A 22,099-nucleotide genomic window follows, 5' to 3' on the forward strand; every position below is an offset into this window, starting at 1 on the left:
TTACCATATTTTTAATTTTAAGTTAATATGTTGAATTTTAAGAGTTTTAATATTTAATTATTTTTACTTGATGAGATAACAACCAACCAAAGAACGATTTTCAACCAAATTAACGCTAAAAAAAGTAGGGAAAAAAAGTAGTTTTAACGTAACTAACGCTCTAATTCTGGTGCAAATTATCGTTAAAATATGGATACAAATAAGGTTCGACGAAACGAAGAAGTGAATAGGTATAAATTAAAAAACACTTAATATGCATTAAGTGTTTTACAAAGTGTCAACAATTAAAGGTAGGAATATTAAAATCTTACAGTTCAAAATCGATAGTAGTGGTAGCATTATCTAAGTGGTTTTTCATTGCTAAGCGCGCTTTTTCAGGGTTTTTCTGTGCAATGGCGTTAACTATTTTTTTGTGCTCTTCAATACACAAGCCTTCTTTAGTTATGGCCTCTAAGACTAAATTCTTTAATACCGACTCGTTTCTTAACTTCCATAGCCAAGCAATTGATGCTTGCAGAGCACTATTTTGGCTCATTTGCGCAATGGCATTATGTAACTTGCAATCGGTATCTTCGAATGTTTGGGCATCAGTTGCCGCTTCCATTTCTTTAATAATGTCTTTAAGTTGTTCAACTTGTTGGTCATTAACACGAGCGGCAGCTAGCGCACAAATTTCTGGCTCTAAAATATAGCGCATTTCTAAAACTTCAAATGGACCTATGCTTTGACCAATAAGAGCTGTGTCGTCTTTAACTTTATTTTCAGTGACATAAATACCTGAACCCGTTCGAATTTCGATTAATCCAGATATTTCCAATGCAATCATCGCTTCGCGAATAGTCGGGCGACTTACGCCGAGCTTTTCTGCTAACGCTCGTTCTGCTGGAAACTTGTCGCCAACTTTAAAAACACCATTTTCAATCAATGTTGTTAATTGTTCCGCAACTTTTATATATAGCCTATCTGTTTTAATGACCTTGAATTGATCAGCGCTCTTCACAACGTAAATCCTATGACTCCACTACAATTGTGGTGATCATAACACAATATTGGCACTATTTTTCAAAGTGTTTCGCCGCATTAACCGTAGCGTTTTCAATATGATTCTTCATCGCTAAGCTAGCGCGCTCTGGGTTACGTTGTTCAAGCGCAAACGCTATTTTTTTGTGATCATCAATTGATGGCTGAATACCTTCTTTCCTGATAGTTTGGAAAAATGAGTGACTTAATACTGACTTGCTACGTAAATCCCATAACCATTTAACCGACTCGTATAAGGCACTATTTTGTGCAGCTTCAGCGATTAGTAGATGAAACTTACCATCCGCTTGCTCACTTGCATCAGGTCGTTTTTCTTCTTCTTCCATCTCGTCAATCAATTCATAGAGACGCGAAACTTGCTCATCAGTAATTTTAGTCGCCGCAATAGCACATATTTCAGACTCTAAAATGTAGCGCATTTCTAATATTTCAAACGGTCCAATACCTTTATCGGTGAGCTTTGGTGCGGAAAGGTTAGCGCGATTAGAAACGTAAATGCCAGAGCCGGTGCGAATTTCGATAATGCCAGAAAGCTCAAGCGCAATCATCGCTTCTCTGATTGTTGGCCGACTTACCCCTAATTTTTCAGCGAGGGCTCGTTCTGCAGGAAACCGATCGCCAGCCTTATACACGCCTTTCTCGATCAGCCCACGTAATTGCTCAGCAATTTTGATATACAAGCGATCTGTCGTAATGGCCTGAAAATTATCGATGTCGTTCATTGCGGTTAATCCTATTCATTACGTATGCATGAGTCATTAATTTGAAATGTTTCACTTTTGTGGGCATAGCTCACCAATAAAGCCACCTTACCAATTTACACTAATCAAAGTGCATAGGCAAAAAGCAGGGCAATATTTAGCTAACAAGCGTATATGTTACCAAAAACTCGTCGAAAATCGCACTTTTCACAATCGCGCCGTGATGTTGGATAACAAATTTAGCGGTATCTGCGGCAGCGTTAACTGCGGTTTTTAAAGAATGTCCGTGCAAACGTGTTGCCAAATAGGTTCCTGCAAACGAATCTCCGGCTGCGGTCGAGTCAACTTGGGTGTCGGCAGGTGAAAAAGGTAAATGAAAATCAGCCTCTTGGCCTGCATAACTATAAACACCGTCTTTACCGCATTTTATCACGATTTCAGATACTGAAAATTGGCCTAGATATGCGAGGATTTCTTCGACATTTTGATGACCTAACAAGTCTTGATGATCTTCAAGGCCAGGTAAAACGATATCGCTACAAGCATAGCTTTTTTCTAGCCAGTGTTTCGCCTCGGCTTTACTGGGCCACATATGCGCTCGGTAATTAGGGTCAAAAGCTATTTTTGCCCCTGAGCTTTTTAACTGAGCAAGTAACTCAAATAATGTTGTGCGATCTTCCACTGATAAAATCGCTAAGCTGATGCCGCTAAAATACACCAAATCAAACTGAGATTGACACAGCGAACTGTAATTTCCTGCTAACATCGGCATCATTTGCGTGGCAGCTGATTGATTGCGCCAGTAAGTAAAGCTGCGCTCACCATGCTCATCTGTGGTAATAGAATAGATGCCCATATGACGATCATCAGAATGCAACATAGCCTGTTGATCTATGCCCTCTTCTTGGCAAATCATCTCAAATTGTTGGCTAATAGGATCCTTGCCAATAGCGGTTAAAAAGCTAATTTGTGCCTCGGGAAACCATCGTTTTGCATAAATCGCTGTGTTGTATACGTCGCCGGCGAAACTTTTTGCCATGGTGGTCGCACTAGACTCTTTTAGCTCCATCATGCACTCACCTATTACTAACATTTTTTTCATGGTTTTCTCTTAATTATTTAAGGTTATTTAAATATTGATGCCATTTGTCACTACTGGTGATCACACCTGCTTTTTGCCAGCCATACCCAGCCTGATAGGCAATTTGACCTTGGTCATTGGTATGCAGCACAAATAACGCATGGCCATTATCTTTAATACCATTGCTGTGAATAATTTTTGTCGCCTTTATTTGCTTAGGGTCAACACGCACTGCGGTGCCTAAACCATATTCATCTAATATTTCCCATGCTGATAGCCAGCCATTTTTAAGATTAACTGACACCATCGCTTTTTCGTCATGCGTTGCTAAAGCAACCGTTACCGGCAACACCTTCGCAATATCACCATTTTTCCAAAATGTTGATGTAACGCTATACAATCGCTGGCCCAGTTCAATTGAAATTTGTTTTTCTTCTTTGTAGGTATCACCAGCAATTCGCTTTTCATAGGTTAAAACAAAAACGGTTTTTTGTTGGCTCTGCTCAATAATTTTCCATTGTGTGTAGGTTTCCAAAGGTACTCTTTTTGAATTAAGCCAAAGCGACGTACTGCCACAACCGGCAGACGAACCAACATGATAATTATCTAGCCCTTCGCCGTGATCTTTATGATAACTAATGCCTTGTTGGTGACGGCTATACCACAAATTGATAATCGGCTGTTCTACGCGTTTTAGCCAACAATCAACACCTGCGTTTTCAGCGCCTTGACGTAAAGCAGGGCCATAAGCACGAAAAGCAACCAGGTCGTTTTCCCACGCAAAGTCATCTTTACGTTCAGCAACAAAACGGGCAAATGTTGCAGGCTCAAACGTGGCTTGTATGTCTTTTTCAACGGCTGTTGCTGAGGGAGAAAAAACGAACACAGCCATAGCAGTTATCACCGTTAACAGAAATTGAAACATAATCGCACCTTAAAATTTATTACCGTTATCAAATAAGTTTAAACATCGTAAGTGGTTGACGCGGTATCGCCACCACGGCCAGTCCAGTTAGTATGAAAAAATTCGCCGCGAGGTTTATCAACACGCTCATAGGTATGGGCACCAAAGAAGTCACGTTGCGCTTGTAATAAGTTAGCTGGCAATCGTGCCGTTCTAAAACCGTCAAAGTAAGTTAATGCTGAACTTAAACAAGGTATGGCAATTCCATTAGCTACCGCAGTACCAACCACCTGACGCCATGCAGCCTGTGAATTGGTGACAGTATCCATAAAATATGGGGTAAGAAGTAAGTTTTCTAACTCCGGCTGCTCATCATAAGCCTCTTTAATTTTTCCTAAAAATGCGGAACGAATAATACAGCCACCTCGCCACATTAACGCAATAGCGCCATAATTTAGCTGCCAGCTAAATTCTTTCGCCGCTTCTTGCATTAACATGTAACCTTGCGCATAAGAGACAATTTTCGCCGCTAATACCGCCTGCCTTAATTGCTCAATAAATTCCGCTTTATCGCCATTAAACGTTATTGTTGGTCCAGAAATAAGTTTTGACGCGGCAATACGTTGCTCTTTTTTCGATGAGATACAACGTGCAAACACCGAGTCAGCTATTAGCGTTAATGGCACCCCTAAATCAAGTGCGGTGACTCCAGTCCATTTTCCGGTGCCCTTTTGTCCTGCGGTATCAAGAATTTTTTCGACTAAAGCTTCGCCATTTTCATCTTTAAAGGCAAAAATATCTTTAGTAATGTCAATAAGGTAGCTATCAAGTTCAGTGGTATTCCAGTGAGCAAATACTTGTTGGATCTCGTCAGCGTTCATACCTAATACGACTTTCATCAATTGGTAAGCTTCGCAAATAAGTTGCATATCGCCATATTCAATGCCGTTGTGCACCATTTTAACAAAGTGACCAGCACCTTCGTCGCCAACCCAATCGCAACATGGCATCACTTCATTACCGTGGCTATCAGCAACTTTGGCAGAAACCGCTTGAAAGATGTCCTTGACTATCGGCCACGCTTCTTTTGCGCCACCGGGCATAATTGAAGGCCCTTTTAATGCCCCCTCTTCACCGCCAGAAACACCAGCGCCGATATATAATAAATTTTTTGTTTTCAGATATTGAGTGCGTCGATTTGAGTCTGGAAAATGCGTATTACCGCCATCAATAATGACATCGCCTGCGGTTAAATGAGGGATCAGCTGTTCAATAAAATCGTCAACCGCTTGACCCGCTTTCACCATCAGCATTACTTTTCTTGGCACAGACAAAGATTCAACAAATGCTTGAATGCTGCTTGCGCCCCGAATATTTTTACCTTGAGCACGACCATTGAGAAAATGTTCAACTTTGCTATAGCTACGGTTATATGCCGTTACGGTAAAGCCTTTAGACTCCATGTTTAAGATCAGGTTTTCACCCATTACGGCTAAACCTACTAAACCAATATCAGACTTATCTTTCATTCACTTCCCCTTGCGCATACTCATTTTTGCTTTTAGTGTCTTTGAATATTATTTGAGCTGTTACTACCAAATGTTGGACGGTTATGCATCAACATCATATTGATAGAAATAATACACTTAAACCGACAACCAGTAAAGTGGCCTTACCAATATTAATATAATAATTAAGGGATGAGTGAAAGGTGATAAGGATAAATATCAGCAGGTCAACGATAGAGGGAAAGCTATCGGTAGTTTCAACAAGGTTAAAACTACCGAGGATATGAAAAAATTATAATTTTTTACATCGATTTAACGCTTCTAAGTAATAGTAGTCACCATAATTAAGCGAGGCATTAAGTTCTGAGTCTTTAGGATAATTCCCCGTGGCTTGTTTAAGTAGAAAATGGCCACTTTCACCTTTTCCGGCAAGGTACTCAGGTGATGATAAGCTACGCAGCATTTTCATCGCGGCTTGACGATACTCTTGTGCTTTTTGATCATCAACGTATTGTGCTAATTCTAATAACGCGCTCGCCAGTAATGATGCCGCAGAAGAGTCTTTGTAATTAACAATACTTGCATCGTCGGGAGCATCGTAGTCAAAATATGGCACTAAATCTTCTGGCATGTTTTTGTGAGTTAAAAGATAGTTCACTATATTTTGCGCATGATTTAAGAATTTTTTGTCTTGAGTATAACGATACACCATAGTGTAACCATAAGCTCCCCAAGCTTGTCCCCTTGACCATGATGAGTCGTCAGCAATACCTTGTGAGGTTTGTTTAGCAATCGGCAAGCCGCTTTCGCGACTGTAATTCACAAGGTGATATGAACTGTAATCTTCTCTAAAATGATGTTTCATTGTTACCGTTGCGTGACTAACTGCCGCATCATAAAACCGTTGGTCACCGCTGATTTTAGACGCTTCAAACAGTAATTCTAAGTTCATCATGTTATCGATGATCACTGGAAATTCCCACGTACCCCAGCTCCAAGAATAAGTCACGCCAATATTCGGGTTAAAACGCTCCATTAAGGTGCGGGCACTATTGACAATCATAGGTTTGTAATCGGAATTGTCAGTTAATCGCATGCCATTTCCGTAGCTATTATTCATGATAAAACCAATATCATGGGTTTTACGATTAAACTGCATGTCTTCTAAAGCATGGGTCCATTTAGTGGCAGTGGCTAACCACGTTTTGTCTTGATTATGCTCGTATATATACCAAAAATTACCGGCAACAAAGCCACTAGTCCAACCAAATGGCGTAATGAGTTTGACTTCACCATTAGTAAATGAGGACGGGATCTCTTTCGGGTTAGTATAGGCTTTTCTAAAATCATCTAGCTGCAGAGTTGCATTGTCTAACGCTGCGTGACAAAACTGCACGTCATTTTCTGGCCAAATATTTTGCGCAGCATCAACGCCCTCTTGTTTGGCGGCATGCGCGCAGCCTGATAACGCAAGTGCTACCAACACAGGCAATAGCTTGCCGCTTGTTCGTTTATCAATGTTATTTTTAATTTTTCTAGGGTTTTTCATAAGATCTTCAACTGTTTTTAATTAAATGATGTTCTACTCGTGATAAATAAATGGCATCCGCTATTGGTTAAATAGTGGCGGCACTCAAGTTAATGCGTTGTGCTAATTTTGCGATATCAGACGCAGCGGTTAGTGGGTCTTTACCTTGTGGAAAAAATTCTGCCCCTAAATAACCTTGGTAACCTAATTCGCGTAATCGTTTAAATACTTTGCCGTAAGCTACTTCTCCTGTACCCGGTTGGTTTCTGTTTGGCGAATCCGCAAATTGAACATAAGCGACTTGATCAAAGCCGTTCTCCAAATGCGTGATCAAATTGCCATTGGTGCGCTGCATATGAAAAAAATCCCAATTAATTTTTATGCTTGCAGAATTAACGGCTCGGCAAATCGATACCAAAGGTTCATTGCCATAAATAAAATGGCCTTTGTGATTAAACGGATTATACGGCTCAACGGTAGCTACCATATTTTCTGCCTCTAAACGCGGCGCTATTTTCGTTAACATCAGGGTGTAATTTTCGACCATTTGCGCATGCGTCAATCCGGCAATTAATTTGTGGCCGGTAAGATTAAAGTTAGCAACACCTAGTGTTTTTCCTGTGGCGATCACGTTTTCGAGCCATACCATGATATCGCGCTCATTTTCAGGCTCAGCCAAATTGGGCGGCTTTGGCGAAAAACTGGTAATGGTAATTGCTTGCTCTTTCGCTCGCTGGGCAATGAATTCTGGCGTTTTTCCATGTTGCGCTTGATGCGGTTCCCACATTTCAACCGCACTAAACCCCAATGCTTTGGCGGCATTAATACGGTCTAAAAATGGCATAGGTCTAAACCATTGCTCAATATTACAAGCAAAAGGCTTTAACCACTTTTTTCGTTGCGCCAAGGGCATAATGTCATCTTGGTCTTTAACATGAGAGTCGCTAGTGCTGGAGCAAGCAGCGACACTTAACGCAGCGGCTCCGGTAATCGAACGTTGAATAAAACGGCGGCGATCCATTAAATGACTCCTTTGTTCATTAATTTAGCAGCATAGTCTGCTGCACGGGCGGTGATCGCCATGTAGGTGAGCGACGGATTTTGCGAGGCGCTTGACGACATGCATGCACCATCGGTGACAAACAAATTAGCAACATCGTGACTTTGCGCCCATTTATTTAGTACTGATGTTTTAGGATCTTTGCCCATACAAGCACCACCCATTTCGTGGGTTCGACCGCCGATCATAATATGTTCATGCTCTGGCGTTTGCTCAATGGTGATATTGCGACAGCCCCCTGCGGTCAACATTTCTCGAATGTCTTTCGCTGCTTGTACGATCATCTTTCGTTCGTTATCGCCAATTTGAGCGTCAATATGTAAAAGTGGCATTCCCCATTGATCAACTTTACTGGGGTGTAAACTCGCGCGATTGTTATAGTAAGGCAGTATTTCACCATACATGCGCGCGCCAAATGTCCACGTTTTATATTGTCTAGCCTTTGATTTAACAGCGGCGCCTATACCTTCTTTTTTGGCGGTAGTACCGGTTTTAGGTCTGCTTGCCGCAAAGGTTTGAAAACCATAGCCTCGGACAAAATCAACATCATCGGTTTTATCGTGTCTGAAGTTTGGAATGTACGTATTTGCCGGTCTACGTCCAAAACTGAATTTATCGTCTAAACCGTGAATTTCAGAATTGGCGATCACGCCTGTAAAATGATCCATAATATAGCGCCCAACGACACCACTTGAATTAGCGATGCCATTTGGAAATGCTGCTGATCTTGAATTAAGTAAGATTTGCACTGAACCTAATGCCGACGCACACAAAAACACAACCCGCGATTGATAACTGCGTTTTTCACCGGTTTTTGCATCGATAATCGTGACCCCTTGCGCTTTGCCGCTATTCGGGTCGTAATCAATATGTGAAGCGATCGCATCAGTGACTATGGTTAAATTATTTGTTTTTCTAGCTGCCGGTAAGGTCGCAGATAAAGAACTAAAATTAGCCCCTAATGAACACCCTCTAGCGCAGTAAGAGCGCGCTTGACATAGACCTCGCCCTAATTCTTGCTGCTGTTTAGTTGGCGCAGTTAAATTAGCAGCGCGACCAATAATGAGATGTCTGTCGGAATACGCTTTGGCTAAGTTTTCTGATACAAATAATTCCGCACAACTCATTTCCCATGGTTTTTGAAATACGCCATTGGGCACAGCATCAAGATTGTCTTTATTACCGGCAACACCAATAAAAGATTCAACATAATCATACCAAGGCGCAAGATCATCATAGCTAATCGGCCACGGAACGCCATGACCATCTTTTTCGTTTGCTTGAAAATCTTTAACACTCCAACGTAGCGATAATCTCCCCCATGTAATTGAGCGACCACCGAGCTGATAACCACGGGTCCACATAAACGGACGCTCTTTAGGATAGGAATAAGGATGCTCTTTTTCATCAACAAAAAACTGCATAACGTCAGTGCTCAGCTTGCCTTTTTTGGCTTTAAGCATGCGATAGCGTTTTTGTTCATCAAAGACTTCAGCGGCCATGCCTCTGTTTTGCAATTGCCACGGTGCTTGCATGTCGGTGTATTCTTGCCCCGGATGATCAAGGTGTCTACCACGTTCAATGACTAAGGTTTTAAAACCTTTTTCGCAGAATTCTTTTGCCGCCCAACCGCCAGTCATTCCCGAGCCAACAACAATAACATCAAACGCTTGTGTTATCGCTGAGGCCATTATAAGTAACCTCTTTTATGAATATTTTCTAGCTCTTGTTTGGTTAAATCGCCTCGATATCCACCGGGTATTAAAACAAAATCAGGGTTAGCTTCTTCTGAGGTGTAATAAAGGTGAAAAATGATTTCTTTTAATTTGCGATAGCTTGCTGACAATTCCGTCGTTTTATGACTAAATGCCCGCGAGTCAAGTTGGGTAATAAGCTGGGTTCTGGTCGATTTTGACAACGCCAGATAATCATTCGCAAAGGTATCGTTTGCGATTTGCTGAATTTGCGCAAGGCATGCACGAAATTGCAGCTTGGTTTTTTTCCCTGCCCAAGTCAGCATTAACGCATCAAGCACGATAGCGACATGAGCATCGGTTGCACCAGGTGTATCTGTTTTTGGGATCATTATTTCGGCGACGTCCGTCAACAAGGTCATTTCTTTGGCATTAAAAAATTGCCCGTCGTTGAGTACTTTTTGCACTTGAGTGTGTTTATTTAATACTGTCGCCAATATGGGCGCAGACACGGTAAACGCGGTGACACCAATAAAGACACGTCGACTAATTTTAATATCAAGCATTACTATTTTCCTTAATCAGTGTTAGAGCTTATTAGCACTCAATAACTTAGCTGCATAGTCGGCCGCTCTCGCGGTAATCGCCATGTAGGTTAATGAAGGATTTTGTGTTGCACACGAAGACATGCATGCGCCATCGGTGACAAATAAATTAGGCACATCGTGTGCTTGCGACCACTTATTTAGTACCGAGGTTTTAGGGTTGTCTCCCATGCAAGCACCGCCCATTTCATGTATTTTATTGCCTAACTCTAGATGCTTATCTTTGTTTAATTCGGTAATTTTAATGTCGGTACAACCGACTACGGTCAGCATTTCTTTAATGTCTTTCGCCGCTTGTACGATCATTTTTCGTTCATTTTCTCGAATGTGGGCATCGATGTGTAACAGCGGAATTCCCCACTTATCAACTTTAGTAGGATGCAAGGTTGCGGTGTTATCGTAATAGGGAAGCATTTCTCCGTACATAAAAGCTCTAAAACGCCAAGGCCCTTGTTGGTGAGCACTGTCTTTTGCCTCAATACCAATGCCCGCTCGTTTTGCTGCAGTACCAGAGTTAGTTCTGTTGGCAGCAATCGCTTGATAGCCGTAACCACGAATGAAGTCGACTTCATCGGTTTTATCGTGTCTATAATTTGGAATATATGTCGCTATTGGTCTTCTGCCATACGCGTATTTATCTTCAAACCCCGGCACTTGTGCATTTGCCATTGCCCCACCAAAGTGATCCATAATATATCGGCCAACAGTTCCGCTGGAGTTAGCGATGCCATTGGGAAATGTTGTGGACTTAGAGTTAAGTAAAATTTGCACTGACGCTAAGGTTGATGCGCACAGAAATACGACCCGAGATTGGTAACTTCGTTTTTCTTTGGTGTGAGCATCAATTATGCTAACGCCAATGGCCTTACCGGTTTTTTCATCATAATTAACTTTCTCAACAATCGCGTCGGTCACTATGGTTAAATTACCGGTATTTTTAGCCGCCGGTAACGTTGCTGATAAAGAACTAAAGTAGCCGCCAAAACTACAGCCTCTTCGGCAATAAGATCGTGCTTGGCATGGGCCTCTACCCAGTGCGGTTTGTTGCTCTGTTGGCTCGGTTAAATTAGCGGCACGCCCGACCACTAGTTTTCTGTCGCTATAGTGTTTGGCGAGACCTTTAGACACAAAAAGCTCGGCACAGCTCATCTGCCAAGGTTTTTGAAAAATGCCATCTGGAATTTCATCTAAGCCATCTTTATTGGCAGAAATCCCGACAAATTGTTCAACATAATCATACCAAGGTGCGAGATCATCATAGCCAATTGGCCAAGGCACACCATGGCCGTCTTTGGCATTTGCTTGAAAATCTTTTACACCCCAGCGCAAAGACTGACGCCCCCAGGTTATTGAACGACCGCCTAATTGATAACCACGCGTCCAACTAAAAGGGCGGTCTTTGGGTGTAGAGTAAGGATGCTCTTTGTCATCAACAAAAAATTGCAACGTTTGGGTTTTATAACGCCCACCAGAAGCGCCTATAATTTTGTAGCGGCCTTCTTCGTCAAACACTTCAGAGGGCATGCCTCTGTTTTCAATATCCCACGGCGCTTGCATATCTGTGTATTCAGGGCTAGGGTGTTCAAGGTTTCGACCACGCTCTATCACTAAGGTTTTAAAGCCTTTTTCACAAAACTCTTTTGCCGCCCAACCACCAGTAATACCTGAACCAACCACTATAACATCGAAATTTTGCTTCATGTTTCCCCACACAGATACTTGTAAATAATATTTAGTTACGTATTATGACAAAATTACACCATTAACAATCATAATCCTTCATTAATAATAAAATCAAGTCATATCAATGATAGGTTTAGGACAAGGTGAATAGCAAAGGTTCGATGTTTTTTAGGAACAACGAGCAAGGGTGTATAAACTAAAAAACAATAACAAGGAACAAAAATGGTATATGCTCAAGCTAGGGTAAAACAGCTCAAACATTTAAAGCACCTCGCTTTCATCAGTATATTCATGTTGCTAAGTGCTTGTTCAGCACAACCGGAAACGAAGCATGAAACAACCAATGCAAAAGCTACCCCCCCAAACATTGTATTAATTCTTTCTGACGATCATGCATGGAACGACTACAGTTTCATGGGACATGACATTGTCAAAACGCCCTCTCTGGATAAACTTGCCAATGAAGGTGTTACTTTTAAAAGAGGCTATGTGCCTACGTCGCTTTGTCGACCGTCACTAGCAACTATTGCGACAGGTTTATATGCCTCAGATCATGGCATTACTGGCAATGACCCATCACGTAAACTTCCGGGCGGTAAAACTGGCGAGCTTTATCAACAACAGCGCGCAGAAATTATTGCCAAAATAGACAAATTTCAAACCTTGCCGCAGTTGTTAAAATCAAAAGGCTACTTGTCATTACAAACCGGTAAATGGTGGGAAGGCCATTTCTCTCGTGGCGGCTTTGACGAAGGAATGACACTTGGTTTTCCAAACCCAGGTGGCCGACATGGTGATAAAGGTTTAGAAATTGGCAGAAAAGGTATAGATACCGTTACTCGCTTTATCGATAAAGCCGACGCAGCAAACAAGCCATTTTTTGTATGGTACGCGCCCTTAATGCCTCATACACCACACAACCCTCCGCGACGTATTCTCAAAAAATACAGCGATAAAGGTTTGCCAATTTCAATTGCTAAATATTATGCAATGATCGAATGGTTTGATGAAACCAATGGCCAATTATTTGATCACTTAGAGCAAAAAGGCTTAAAAGAAAATACCTTAATAGTATACGTATCAGATAACGGCTGGGTAACAAACCCAACACAAACCGATCGTTTTTTACCGCGTTCAAAACAAAGCCCAGGCGAAAGTGGCGTTAGAACTCCGATCATGTTTTCGTTACCGGCACAATTAACACCACAAATGCGCTCTGAAGTCGTCAGCAGTATTGATATCGTACCCACAATTCTTGGCGCTGCTGGCATTGATGTACCGAAAGAGTTACCCGGGCTGAATTTATTTTCAAACATGCAAACTGAAACGCCTATCAACCGAGATGCTATTTTTGGTGAGGGGTTTGCCCATGATATGAAAGACTTAAATGATCCCGAATCGACCTTATTATATCGTTGGGTGATTGAAGGAAAATGGAAGCTTATCTTAAGTTATGACGGTACCAATGTGAGTTACCAAAAGTATCATCAGGACGTTTTATCAGGCCCTCGTTTATATAACTTGCTTGAAGATGAACACGAACAAACTAACCTTGTTCAGCAACATCCAGAAATCGTGGCACGTTTATCGAAAAAACTAAGCAAATGGTATCCAGTGAAATCAAGACAAGTGTTAAGCCACTAAGGCAGAATATAAAATCACTCGTAATGCTGATTTACTAGGGCTGTGTCAGTTATTTTTTATTTAAAAGACAGATACATAAAAAACAAAAAACTGACACAGTCCAATTCAAGCGAGAAACGCTACAGTTTTTTAAAAGTCAGACTAAAACACACCTACAACAAACCATCCAGTTACACAAACACACCAAATATTAACACCTGATAACAGGATTGTTACTTAAACTCTTCTACTATGAATTTATTCTTTGAAACTAGAGGGTGAAAGCATGAACAACAAAGCAGGCACGTTAACCGTTTGGGAAGTTCAACAAAATACTAAAATTGCTACGCATTTTCATGCAAGTCAATTAGATAGTTTAGCGTTAAGTGAGTACCTTCATCGTGCGATCAGTGTTTATGAAGATTATTCAAGCCTGAATGAAGCGATAGATATTATTAACCCGCAGTTAAGAAGAATTGATGATATTGATCAGTATCCTGATATTAAAAATCGATTTACCTTATTTGAAAATGGCTACATGAATATTAGTGAGGTCGATGTGCAGTCGGGTGATCTTAACTATACCGTAGATTCAATCAAGCATTTTATTAATAGCCGTATCAAGCACCATTGTGATAGACGAGAATTTATTGGCTCTTTAGATAAAGATGATTCGTTAGCGGTAATTGTTACCACAGGTAAATGTCTAAGGGTTGCGCAAAGCATTATCGCTTCATGCCTGACGATTACCGAATTACCTTTGGTTAAATATCAGTTGTCGATGGCCTTGTATTACGCAGAAATGGGACAAGAAATTGAGAATAAAAATATTGAATATTTTCACGATACCAATATTGAATGTTTGGCTGCTGACTTTAATTTATATATTCAATATCTCAATAGCATTTTGATGTTATTTATGTCGGGCGAGCTTGATAAGATTCAAAATGGATTTGAGTTATTGCACGCTTACTCAGGCTCCTACTCGTTTATCACCGGCTTCTCACCACCAGTGCAAAGTGTCGAAACCAACACACCAAACTTAGTAACCAGTATGCATTGATATTAAGTTGTACAACAAAGTGTTGCGTAAAACTTGTGATGATATGTATGTCGATAAAAGATGCGATAAAAAGTGCCGATAACCAAACAATTAACGGCACTTAATTAACTAACATGCTTACTCGGTGACACCAGTAAAACAGCAAATATTATTTTACCTTTGCCAATAACAGGCTTTATTTTTCCAGTAATGAAGCCGCTGCTTTACTACGCTGAATTGGCCCATTGTCACCAAGTAGGTAAACTTTATGCCAATTGTTGGTTCCTTTTTGTTTTTCAGCAACAATGACACGGGCATCGGCATGAGCATTATCGATAATTGATGTAATCGCCCAAGTCGCACCTTTGCGTCGTAGCATTTCTTTGCCTTTGATAAAACTTTCACCGCCGTTGTTGCTATTGAAAAATGCGATCACGCCATCTTGTTCGTCTTCATACGCTAAGGTAAAGCTTACTTGGGTAGGTGAATGAACAACAAAGTCACCTCGCGAAACAGTATTGTCTGCTCGAGATTGACTATTGACAGGCGCACCGCCAACCCATTCATTGCCAGTCCATCGAAAATAACTCGTTTGCTTAGGACCACCTGTTTTTGCTCCTAGGTCTCGGCCAATATTTGTAGCAATATGTGGATGGCCGTTTTCGTCAAGATGGGTGGTTCCGTTAAAGGTCCAGTTTTTTCCTGTACGCGCAACTAAGGTACGCTCATCAGCATGTTCACGTGTAACAGGAATGGTTACCGCTTGATTTTCAACATTACGCCAAGTGCCCTTTTTAGTATCAAAAACCATATAATAAGCGTCATGTCGTTCGGTTGTATGACCGCGGCCATTTATACCCGCACCATTATTCCAACAAACATGGTAGTCATAAGTAACGATAATATCGTCGTTTTGTCCTTTGCCAACCCAGGCATACCAGCTATCGTCAGCGGCAATATCGGTACGCTTCTTATGTTTTAAAAACGATACGGGTGCTTCAAAACTACGACCATGATCTGTCGACTTTTGATAAACCCAGTCACTGCGGTGTGCGCCGTGACGATAAAACAAATAAATATCGCCATTATCCATTTTAACCGCTTGATTATAGGTACCAAAGGCAGGAATTGTATCAAGCTCTTCCCAAGCACTAATGTCATAAGGCTTCTTAGAAACGGCATGAGCATTACGACCATAATGAATGTTACCAAGTAAATTTTTACCGTGCTTAAGCATGCCACCATGGCCGCCAAAAAATACATGGATATAACCTAAATCATCAATCACCATAGTCGGTTTACCATGATTGTCTATTTTGTTTCTTGTTGGATCTTTCCCCATTTCGCTAACACCTGCTTTGAACGGCCCTTGCCACTCATTAGTATTATGGTTATAAGATGCAACATAAGGATCTTCGAGCGGACCTTGATATGAGACGTAAGTAATACCATTATGGTGAACACCAGCAGGATGTTGCACAATTGCCAGCGGATTACCTAAGGCATTGTCAGCAAAATAATCGACCTTTACCGTCGATGAAGTAACTGAGTTCACTGAAGGAGAATAAACATCGGTATCTGCACAACCTGCTAAAAAGGTCGTCACAGAAAATACCGATGCCATAGACAAATGCGTAAAAAATTTCTTCATGTTTATTTCTTATTATTCATTAATTAACTATTACATAGTTTAAAGCATAAACTTTGTATAACCACCTTGCAATGAATATCAATCATATTAAATCATTAGAAGTCACGGAAATCCCAGGCTTTTGCCATCTCTAAGTAAAAATAAAAATTGGCAGGTTAAACTTAACAATAAAAACACCTGAAAATAACCATAAAATTCAACCTACTAAATATCAGTTATTGATATACGTAAAATTAAACCGTTCAAGCGATTTAATAATTAATGTAATTTTACCTAACCTTTACACTGAAATTGTGCGTATAGATTTACAAACATGATTTGATATGACTTAATAAGACTACATAGATTCATTACATTATTAGGCGTATTCATGCACAAATTCACTTTAGTCTTTTTTAGCTTGGCTTTTTCAGCGTCGACATTGGCGGCTGATATATTTAAAGCTGACCGTTTGTATACGTCACAACAATATGAGCAGGCCAAACAAGAGTATTTAGCAGGTGCCAAGATTGGCAATCCTCACGCCTATTATCAGTTAGCCACTATGTATTCCAAAGGATTAGGCGAGCAAAAAGATCCGTTAAATGCGTTAATTTATTTTTCACTTGCGGCCGAATACGACTTTCACAATGCCAAAGAATTGGTCAATAAAATGCTAAATGCGACGCCTGAAAATCAACGAAAAGAGCTGCAACGTATATTGGTCGATTTTCAACAACGTCATGGTAAAGCAAAAATTAATCAAGCGCTTTTCCCGGTCATTGTTCAAGAAAAACTCCCCCTAAAAGTGACATTTGAAGGCGAACCTGCCCTAGAGAGCATGTATAAAGAAGATATTGCCAGTGATGATCTTGCCACTGACTATATAGAAAACTTGGATGAAGATGACGAATTATCTCTGATGATGTCGACACCGCTTAAGCCTGTACTTATATTAGAGCATGACGTAAACCCTGACGGCTCTATTCGCTACTACAGTGAAGTACAAAAAATTGGTGCGCCGCTTAACCTGATAAAAAACTACATTTTATTTCCAACAAAAAAACCTGAGTTTGATAAGCAACCCGCCCACTTTATTCACCGCAGTTACCTAGGTGCCGCAACCTACAACAAGTTTACTCTGTTAGAGGAAGATCCTGCTTTATATAAAAAAATTGTGCTATTACGCGCCAAACTAGAAAAAGGAACGAGCATTCAAGAACAATATCAATACGCAATGTTGTTACTGAATTTTCCGTGGATCAAACAAGAAGACAATGAAGCCGAGCAGCGTTTGTACGGTTTAGCAAAGCAAGGTCACCCGTTAGCCATGTATGAATATGGTATAAAGCTTTACCTAGAGCAAAGCAAGATTACAGAGGCAATTCACTGGATTTCTCAGGCGAGTAAATATGGATTATCTCGCGCTGAATACCGATTAGGAAAGCTATTGCAAACCAGCCCTTGGGTTGAACATGACGATAAAAAGGCACTATTTTGGTATAACTTAGCGATAGATAAAGATCATATTGCCGCCAAACTTCGCGCAACAGAAATATTATTAACCTCAAAAAATAAAGCCTTGCATGATCTCAACCAAGCCATTGAATATTTAAATGCTTTAGCAGACAGTGAATCAAATAATCCTGAATATTATTACCTATTAGCGCTCTCTCATCAGCAACGTGAAAATAGAGATTTTACCCAAGTGGTCGACAATTTAAGAACAGCCATCGAAAAAGGCAACAGAGCGAACTGGGATGTAAGTGACTGGCAAGATTTGCTGTCTAGACTTACAACCGGCAGCGTTTATATAAGTGACCAATAACCATACGAAGTCTGAATTTTATACAATTAAAAGGTAGTAGGTACTTACTATAGCTAACTCAAATATTAAGTGAGTTAGCTATACAATATAGATTAGCCCGCCAGATTAAAAGCTTCTTTTAGTTCGTCAATTACGCTATCACCCATGCTATTTACATGGCCAATTTGATATGCGCCTAACACAGCTTTCGCAGTATATTCAGCAACCTCTAAGCGATCAAATGCCGTAAGCAAATTTGGGCCGGTGACAATAATGCCATTATTTTGAAACATTGAAATCGGCTGAACATTATTTAACGTAGACGCGACTTTTTCATGATCGAGTATCGGGGTCGCAAACGGTAAACTTTGAATTTCGCGCAAAAGAATGTACGCCTCAGGAATTATTTTAGAGTCTAAAGTTTGATCGGTAATATTGAACGCCATTAAATTTGGCGGATGAGCAATAACTATCGCATTTATATCAGGCTGTGTTTCAAAAATAGTATGATGCAACTGAACTGAGCGACTTGGTAACTTGCCTGCTTCACGACAACCAGCGTTTATTAAAACAATATCTTGGGGTGCGATATATTTTCGGTCAAAACCAAAAGGCGTAATAAGGTATTGGTTTTCACTTAAACGACAGGCAAACGTCCCTTCTGTACTTGTAAACAATTTTTGATCATAGCTTCGATGAATAAACTTGCACATTTCTTGGCGTAGTTCTCTTTCAGCGCTATTAGGTAATGCAGGAGTAAATTCAGGCAGTTCATTATATTTTTGTTCATAAATATCATGATCTAACTCCCCTATCGCTTTCGGTGCACCAAGAATTGTCGCCTTTATTTGGATGCGGGCTGTGTAATCTAACATTTCAAAACGTTGATACGCAGTAAATAAATCAGCGGCGCCAACAACCGTGCCATGATTTTCTAACAATACAGAGTTGCAGCCCTTTTCAAAAGAGCAGGCAATTTTTTCGCCAAGCGCATTACTTCCAGGCAACGCATAAGGGACAAAATCAATATCGCCGCAAATTTTTTCTACATTGGGTAATAAGTCGGTTCTAGGCACACAACCGGCTGCCGAAAAAGAAACAAGTGCCGGAGGATGAGCATGTAACACCGCTTTTATGTCTGGACGCACATTATAAATGGCTAAATGAAAAGGATATTCAGAAGACGGTTTATGTTTACCGACAACTTTGCCGTCTGGTTTAACACAAACAATATCATCTCGCGTCAAACTGCCTTTATCAATACCACCTGGAGTAACCCAAATATCGCCATTGTCATCTTTAATTGAGATATTACCACCCGATGTGGTGGTCATCTCATAGGCGTATACACGCTCCATGATCATGACTATGCGATCTTTCGGGTGCAAATATTTAAACTTTTCATTAGGTAAATGATTATTCATTGAAGACTCTCTTGTTTTGAAAATACTTTCTTTTAACAAACATAGTAAATCACATTCAGTCCAACTCAGTTGTTTTAAATCAAATTCAATCTATAAAACTCATTTTGCAGATAAAACATTCATTAGATGTATTACATTCAGCGTATTTTATTGAAAAACAAATATCGTGTTGAATTTTTCATTTTGTGTTGACAAATACAACACACAAGCATAAATTATCAAACATGTTAATTTTAGGGGATTGTCATGAGAGATCGTTCAGCAACTAAAACACTACGTGAAATCAGTGTTTTAAAAACTATCGCTAAAAAGCGTATGGATGAAGTTAAGGAAAATAGAGCAGAACAAAGCTCTATTGTTTCAACTGAGGCAGAGCAGAACAGCTCTACCTTTAGAACTTACTCTAAGGCTGATGCGGTTAAGTGGCTTGGCATAGAATACCCAACCACCTTTTCTCGCGCATTTGAAGGTATAAAAGCAAAATACCCTGACAGAGTTTTCAATCGAGAAAACAACAAAAATTATGCATTTACGGTAAGCGATTTACATTTTTTTGCTGATGAATTAGACATCCCTAAATTTGTTCGAAAAGAAAACCAAGAATGTATCACTATTGCTTTTAGTAACTTAAAAGGCGGCGTTGGAAAAACCACAACTTGTGTCAATGTAGCCACAGGTTTAGCCGTTTCGAACAATAAACGTTACCGTGTTGGCGTAATTGACTTAGATCCCCAAGGTACCGCTTCTCTATTTGGTGTGCCTAATTTATCTGAAGACGACTTCACCGTAGGCGATATATTACAGTCGAATTATGAATTGGAACAAGGCGACTGTGAAAAGCAGTTCATTAGCGAATGTTTTAAAGAAACCAGTATTCCTAATTTAAAATATTTACCCGCTAAAGTACCTGACTATTTCTTTGAAAGTTACGCGGAACAACTGCAAATTAACGACACCCTTAAAAACAAAGCAGATGTATACAAGATATTCAAAGAAAAGGTAATTGATGCGGTAAAAGACGAGTTCGATATTATTTTAATCGATACACCGCCTTCATTAAACAAAACATTTTACAACGCCATGTACGCGGCAGACGCAGTAATTACGCCGACCAAGCCTGAAATGTTAAGTTTCGATGCAACAATGAAATACATGGAACGATTTGAAGACATCTATAAAATGGTTGCCCATGCAGGCCACAAAGGTTTTTACTTTTTAAGAATGTTAGCTGTCGACGTAGATACGTCGCGCGCACTTAGCAAAAATAACATTGGCATGACCTACTTTTCAATGATGAAAAAGTATTTTAGAGATCGCGTGATATCAGTGCCAATGAAGCATTCAAAAGCCATTCAAATTTGTGCCGACTTTTTCACAACCGTGTACGGCATGAAACCAAGCGAATACCCAGGCTCGAGAGAGCAACTCACTGACGCGCAAAATAATATGGATGATCTGGTTAGTGAAATAGAATTATTGTGCCAACAAGCATGGCACCCAAACGAATTTGAGGGCCTGTAACATGGTAAAAAAAGTACTCCGAGTTGATAATACCAACTCAATTCCAGATATTGATGACTTGCTTTCGCAAGAGACAGGCGTTGTTATAAAATCTCCTGTTACTGGCAAAGACATACAGCTAAAGGCTTATACTTTTACCGGCGAAGACATATTAACCAAAACGATTGTTGATGAACGAAATCAACGATTGCAAAAGTACTTAACTGAAAGCTCGCTCGCCTATTTAATTCGAAGCTTAAAAAAGACCAACCAAGTTACACCAGCATTAGGCCGCCATAATAGTGATGGCACCATCAGTATTATTTACGGCAGTCGCAGAAGAATGGCAACGTATTTTGCCAATGTTCCCTACACGATTCTTGCCGCCGATAATATTTCAGATGAAGAAGCTGCGATAATTTCTGAACATGAAAATGTTTATGAAGAAGTATCCTTGTGTGAAAAAGGTGAGTTTTGGCGCTTGATACAAGAAAAGGAAGGCTTGTCTTCGCGTGAAATATCACAACAGATAGAAGACAATAAAATTTCTCATACTATTATTGCCGCTGGTATCACAGGTGCTAACCTACCTGAAGAAATTAAAAACCTTTACCCTTCTATTAACTTAATAGGCCGACCAACAATATTAAAGCTTAGCAACTGCTGCAAGCATAAAAGCAGCGATGCAATTGTTGACTACATGAAAAACAACAATGCTGAACTGTTAGACCGTGTTTGGACTAATTATACAGACGGACATTCATTGTCTGGCTCTAAAGCCGCAGACTTAACCAATGCCATAATAGCATTTGCAATGCCTGCCAAATCTACAACATCCTCAACAAAAGTGAAGTGTAATACGACATGGGGTAAAGGTATTAGTGCTCAGATCACTAACGGAGCGCTTCAACATGTGCTGTTTGAGCAACACCTAAATAAAGAGCAAACAGAAAAGCTCAAAGCTTTTTTGAGTACATTATCTTAGTACCTTAACTTAGCAGCTTGTCTTAATATCTAAGTAGTTCAGCCAAGTTAACAAGATCTAAGGGGCAAATGACCATGCGCCCCTTCCCTACCCTACTTTTTATCTAACCCCTTTACATTAACTCCCCTGCTGCAACCACATAATCTTCATATCTAGCATTCAATTCAAAGATCACAAAAGACGAATATTTCCCGTGTGCGTATTAGTTAGAAAAACACAGAGTTGGCAGTAATTTCCCGTGTGCGCATTAGTTAAACAAGCACAGCGTTGATAGAAATTCCGT

General features: G+C 40.2%; 17 protein-coding genes. 5 read left to right on the forward strand and 12 right to left on the reverse strand.

Annotated features, from left to right (window positions below):
• Nucleotides 1-307: 307 nt before the first annotated feature.
• The 10 genes from ACRRSQ_RS17560 to ACRRSQ_RS17605 form a co-directional block, all read right to left on the reverse strand.
• Complete coding sequence (locus ACRRSQ_RS17560) at nucleotides 308-1,000, reverse strand: FadR/GntR family transcriptional regulator (protein ID WP_440877084.1); 693 nt, start codon at nucleotides 998-1,000, stop codon at nucleotides 308-310.
• Between the two features lie 55 nt (nucleotides 1,001-1,055).
• The gene (locus tag ACRRSQ_RS17565; protein ID WP_440877085.1) at nucleotides 1,056-1,763 is read right to left on the reverse strand and encodes a FadR/GntR family transcriptional regulator; all 708 of its coding nucleotides are present in this window, start codon (nucleotides 1,761-1,763) and stop codon (nucleotides 1,056-1,058) included.
• Between the two features lie 136 nt (nucleotides 1,764-1,899).
• A complete protein-coding gene (locus ACRRSQ_RS17570) occupies nucleotides 1,900-2,844 on the reverse strand; it encodes a sugar kinase (protein ID WP_440877086.1) in 945 nt (314 codons plus the stop codon).
• A 13-nt stretch (nucleotides 2,845-2,857) separates the two neighbouring features.
• Entirely contained in the window at nucleotides 2,858-3,748 is an 891-nt protein-coding gene (locus tag ACRRSQ_RS17575; protein ID WP_440877087.1) for a DUF4861 family protein, read from the reverse strand.
• 38 nt (nucleotides 3,749-3,786) lie between these two features.
• Nucleotides 3,787-5,256 carry a decarboxylating NADP(+)-dependent phosphogluconate dehydrogenase gene (gnd, locus tag ACRRSQ_RS17580; protein ID WP_440877088.1) on the reverse strand — a complete coding sequence of 490 codons (1,470 nt, stop codon included), beginning with the start codon at nucleotides 5,254-5,256 and terminating at the stop codon, nucleotides 3,787-3,789.
• A gap of 271 nt (nucleotides 5,257-5,527) precedes the next feature.
• Entirely contained in the window at nucleotides 5,528-6,784 is a 1,257-nt protein-coding gene (locus ACRRSQ_RS17585) for a glycoside hydrolase family 88 protein (RefSeq protein ID WP_440877089.1), read from the reverse strand.
• Nucleotides 6,785-6,851: 67 nt separating this feature from the next.
• Nucleotides 6,852-7,784 (reverse strand): TIM barrel protein, encoded by a 933-nt coding sequence (locus ACRRSQ_RS17590; RefSeq protein ID WP_440877090.1) that lies wholly within the window; start codon nucleotides 7,782-7,784, stop codon nucleotides 6,852-6,854.
• Nucleotides 7,784-9,514: a GMC oxidoreductase gene (locus ACRRSQ_RS17595; RefSeq protein WP_440877091.1), complete on the reverse strand. Its 1,731-nt coding sequence runs from the start codon at nucleotides 9,512-9,514 to the stop codon at nucleotides 7,784-7,786. Before ACRRSQ_RS17595 ends, ACRRSQ_RS17590 begins: the two co-directional genes overlap by 1 nt.
• Nucleotides 9,514-10,083: a gluconate 2-dehydrogenase subunit 3 family protein gene (locus ACRRSQ_RS17600; RefSeq protein ID WP_440877092.1), complete on the reverse strand. Its 570-nt coding sequence runs from the start codon at nucleotides 10,081-10,083 to the stop codon at nucleotides 9,514-9,516. The genes ACRRSQ_RS17595 and ACRRSQ_RS17600 overlap by 1 nt, the downstream gene beginning before the upstream one ends.
• A 21-nt stretch (nucleotides 10,084-10,104) precedes the next feature.
• Nucleotides 10,105-11,823, reverse strand: a complete 1,719-nt coding sequence (locus ACRRSQ_RS17605) for a GMC oxidoreductase (RefSeq protein WP_440877093.1) — start codon at nucleotides 11,821-11,823, stop codon at nucleotides 10,105-10,107.
• 204 nt (nucleotides 11,824-12,027) lie between these two features.
• Here ACRRSQ_RS17605 and ACRRSQ_RS17610 point away from each other — a divergent pair, with 204 nt between their 5' ends.
• Nucleotides 12,028-13,449 carry a sulfatase family protein gene (locus ACRRSQ_RS17610; protein WP_440877094.1) on the forward strand — a complete coding sequence of 474 codons (1,422 nt, stop codon included), beginning with the start codon at nucleotides 12,028-12,030 and terminating at the stop codon, nucleotides 13,447-13,449.
• 265 nt (nucleotides 13,450-13,714) lie between these two features.
• Entirely contained in the window at nucleotides 13,715-14,491 is a 777-nt protein-coding gene (locus tag ACRRSQ_RS17615) for a hypothetical protein (RefSeq protein ID WP_440877095.1), read from the forward strand.
• Between the two features lie 175 nt (nucleotides 14,492-14,666).
• Here ACRRSQ_RS17615 and ACRRSQ_RS17620 read toward each other — a convergent pair whose 3' ends face one another.
• Nucleotides 14,667-16,121: a BNR-4 repeat-containing protein gene (locus ACRRSQ_RS17620; protein WP_440877096.1), complete on the reverse strand. Its 1,455-nt coding sequence runs from the start codon at nucleotides 16,119-16,121 to the stop codon at nucleotides 14,667-14,669.
• Between the two features lie 370 nt (nucleotides 16,122-16,491).
• Between ACRRSQ_RS17620 and ACRRSQ_RS17625 the strand changes: the two genes are divergently transcribed.
• Nucleotides 16,492-17,928 carry a tetratricopeptide repeat protein gene (locus ACRRSQ_RS17625; RefSeq protein WP_440877097.1) on the forward strand — a complete coding sequence of 479 codons (1,437 nt, stop codon included), beginning with the start codon at nucleotides 16,492-16,494 and terminating at the stop codon, nucleotides 17,926-17,928.
• 92 nt (nucleotides 17,929-18,020) lie between these two features.
• Here the strand turns inward: ACRRSQ_RS17625 and ACRRSQ_RS17630 are convergent, their stop codons facing one another.
• Complete coding sequence (locus ACRRSQ_RS17630) at nucleotides 18,021-19,331, reverse strand: class II aldolase/adducin family protein (protein WP_440877098.1); 1,311 nt, start codon at nucleotides 19,329-19,331, stop codon at nucleotides 18,021-18,023.
• A gap of 246 nt (nucleotides 19,332-19,577) precedes the next feature.
• On the opposite strand from ACRRSQ_RS17630, the gene ACRRSQ_RS17635 reads away from it, so the two are divergent.
• The gene (locus tag ACRRSQ_RS17635) at nucleotides 19,578-20,852 is read left to right on the forward strand and encodes a ParA family protein (RefSeq protein WP_440877099.1); all 1,275 of its coding nucleotides are present in this window, start codon (nucleotides 19,578-19,580) and stop codon (nucleotides 20,850-20,852) included.
• Between the two features lies 1 nt (nucleotide 20,853).
• The gene (locus tag ACRRSQ_RS17640) at nucleotides 20,854-21,816 is read left to right on the forward strand and encodes a ParB/RepB/Spo0J family partition protein (RefSeq protein ID WP_440877100.1); all 963 of its coding nucleotides are present in this window, start codon (nucleotides 20,854-20,856) and stop codon (nucleotides 21,814-21,816) included.
• Nucleotides 21,817-22,099: the final 283 nt, after the last annotated feature.

This window comes from Thalassotalea sp. PLHSN55 (genome assembly GCF_052030545.1).
Lineage (GTDB): Bacteria > Pseudomonadota > Gammaproteobacteria > Enterobacterales > Alteromonadaceae > CANMXU01.

Bases quoted from the DNA above. Each gene is read 5' to 3' on its own strand.
- ACRRSQ_RS17615 (WP_440877095.1), top strand. From the start codon at position 13,715: ATGAACAACAAAGCAGGCACGTTAACCGTTTGGGAAGTTCAACAAAAT.
- ACRRSQ_RS17620 (WP_440877096.1), bottom strand. From the start codon at position 16,121: ATGAAGAAATTTTTTACGCATTTGTCTATGGCATCGGTATTTTCTGTG.
- ACRRSQ_RS17635 (WP_440877099.1), top strand. From the start codon at position 19,578: ATGAGAGATCGTTCAGCAACTAAAACACTACGTGAAATCAGTGTTTTA.
- ACRRSQ_RS17585 (WP_440877089.1), bottom strand. From the start codon at position 6,784: ATGAAAAACCCTAGAAAAATTAAAAATAACATTGATAAACGAACAAGC.
- ACRRSQ_RS17575 (WP_440877087.1), bottom strand. From the start codon at position 3,748: ATGTTTCAATTTCTGTTAACGGTGATAACTGCTATGGCTGTGTTCGTT.
- ACRRSQ_RS17590 (WP_440877090.1), bottom strand. From the start codon at position 7,784: ATGGATCGCCGCCGTTTTATTCAACGTTCGATTACCGGAGCCGCTGCG.
- ACRRSQ_RS17640 (WP_440877100.1), top strand. From the start codon at position 20,854: ATGGTAAAAAAAGTACTCCGAGTTGATAATACCAACTCAATTCCAGAT.
- ACRRSQ_RS17600 (WP_440877092.1), bottom strand. From the start codon at position 10,083: ATGCTTGATATTAAAATTAGTCGACGTGTCTTTATTGGTGTCACCGCG.
- gnd (WP_440877088.1), bottom strand. From the start codon at position 5,256: ATGAAAGATAAGTCTGATATTGGTTTAGTAGGTTTAGCCGTAATGGGT.
- ACRRSQ_RS17630 (WP_440877098.1), bottom strand. From the start codon at position 19,331: ATGAATAATCATTTACCTAATGAAAAGTTTAAATATTTGCACCCGAAA.
- ACRRSQ_RS17605 (WP_440877093.1), bottom strand. From the start codon at position 11,823: ATGAAGCAAAATTTCGATGTTATAGTGGTTGGTTCAGGTATTACTGGT.
- ACRRSQ_RS17625 (WP_440877097.1), top strand. From the start codon at position 16,492: ATGCACAAATTCACTTTAGTCTTTTTTAGCTTGGCTTTTTCAGCGTCG.
- ACRRSQ_RS17595 (WP_440877091.1), bottom strand. From the start codon at position 9,514: ATGGCCTCAGCGATAACACAAGCGTTTGATGTTATTGTTGTTGGCTCG.
- ACRRSQ_RS17570 (WP_440877086.1), bottom strand. From the start codon at position 2,844: ATGAAAAAAATGTTAGTAATAGGTGAGTGCATGATGGAGCTAAAAGAG.
- ACRRSQ_RS17610 (WP_440877094.1), top strand. From the start codon at position 12,028: ATGGTATATGCTCAAGCTAGGGTAAAACAGCTCAAACATTTAAAGCAC.
- ACRRSQ_RS17565 (WP_440877085.1), bottom strand. From the start codon at position 1,763: ATGAACGACATCGATAATTTTCAGGCCATTACGACAGATCGCTTGTAT.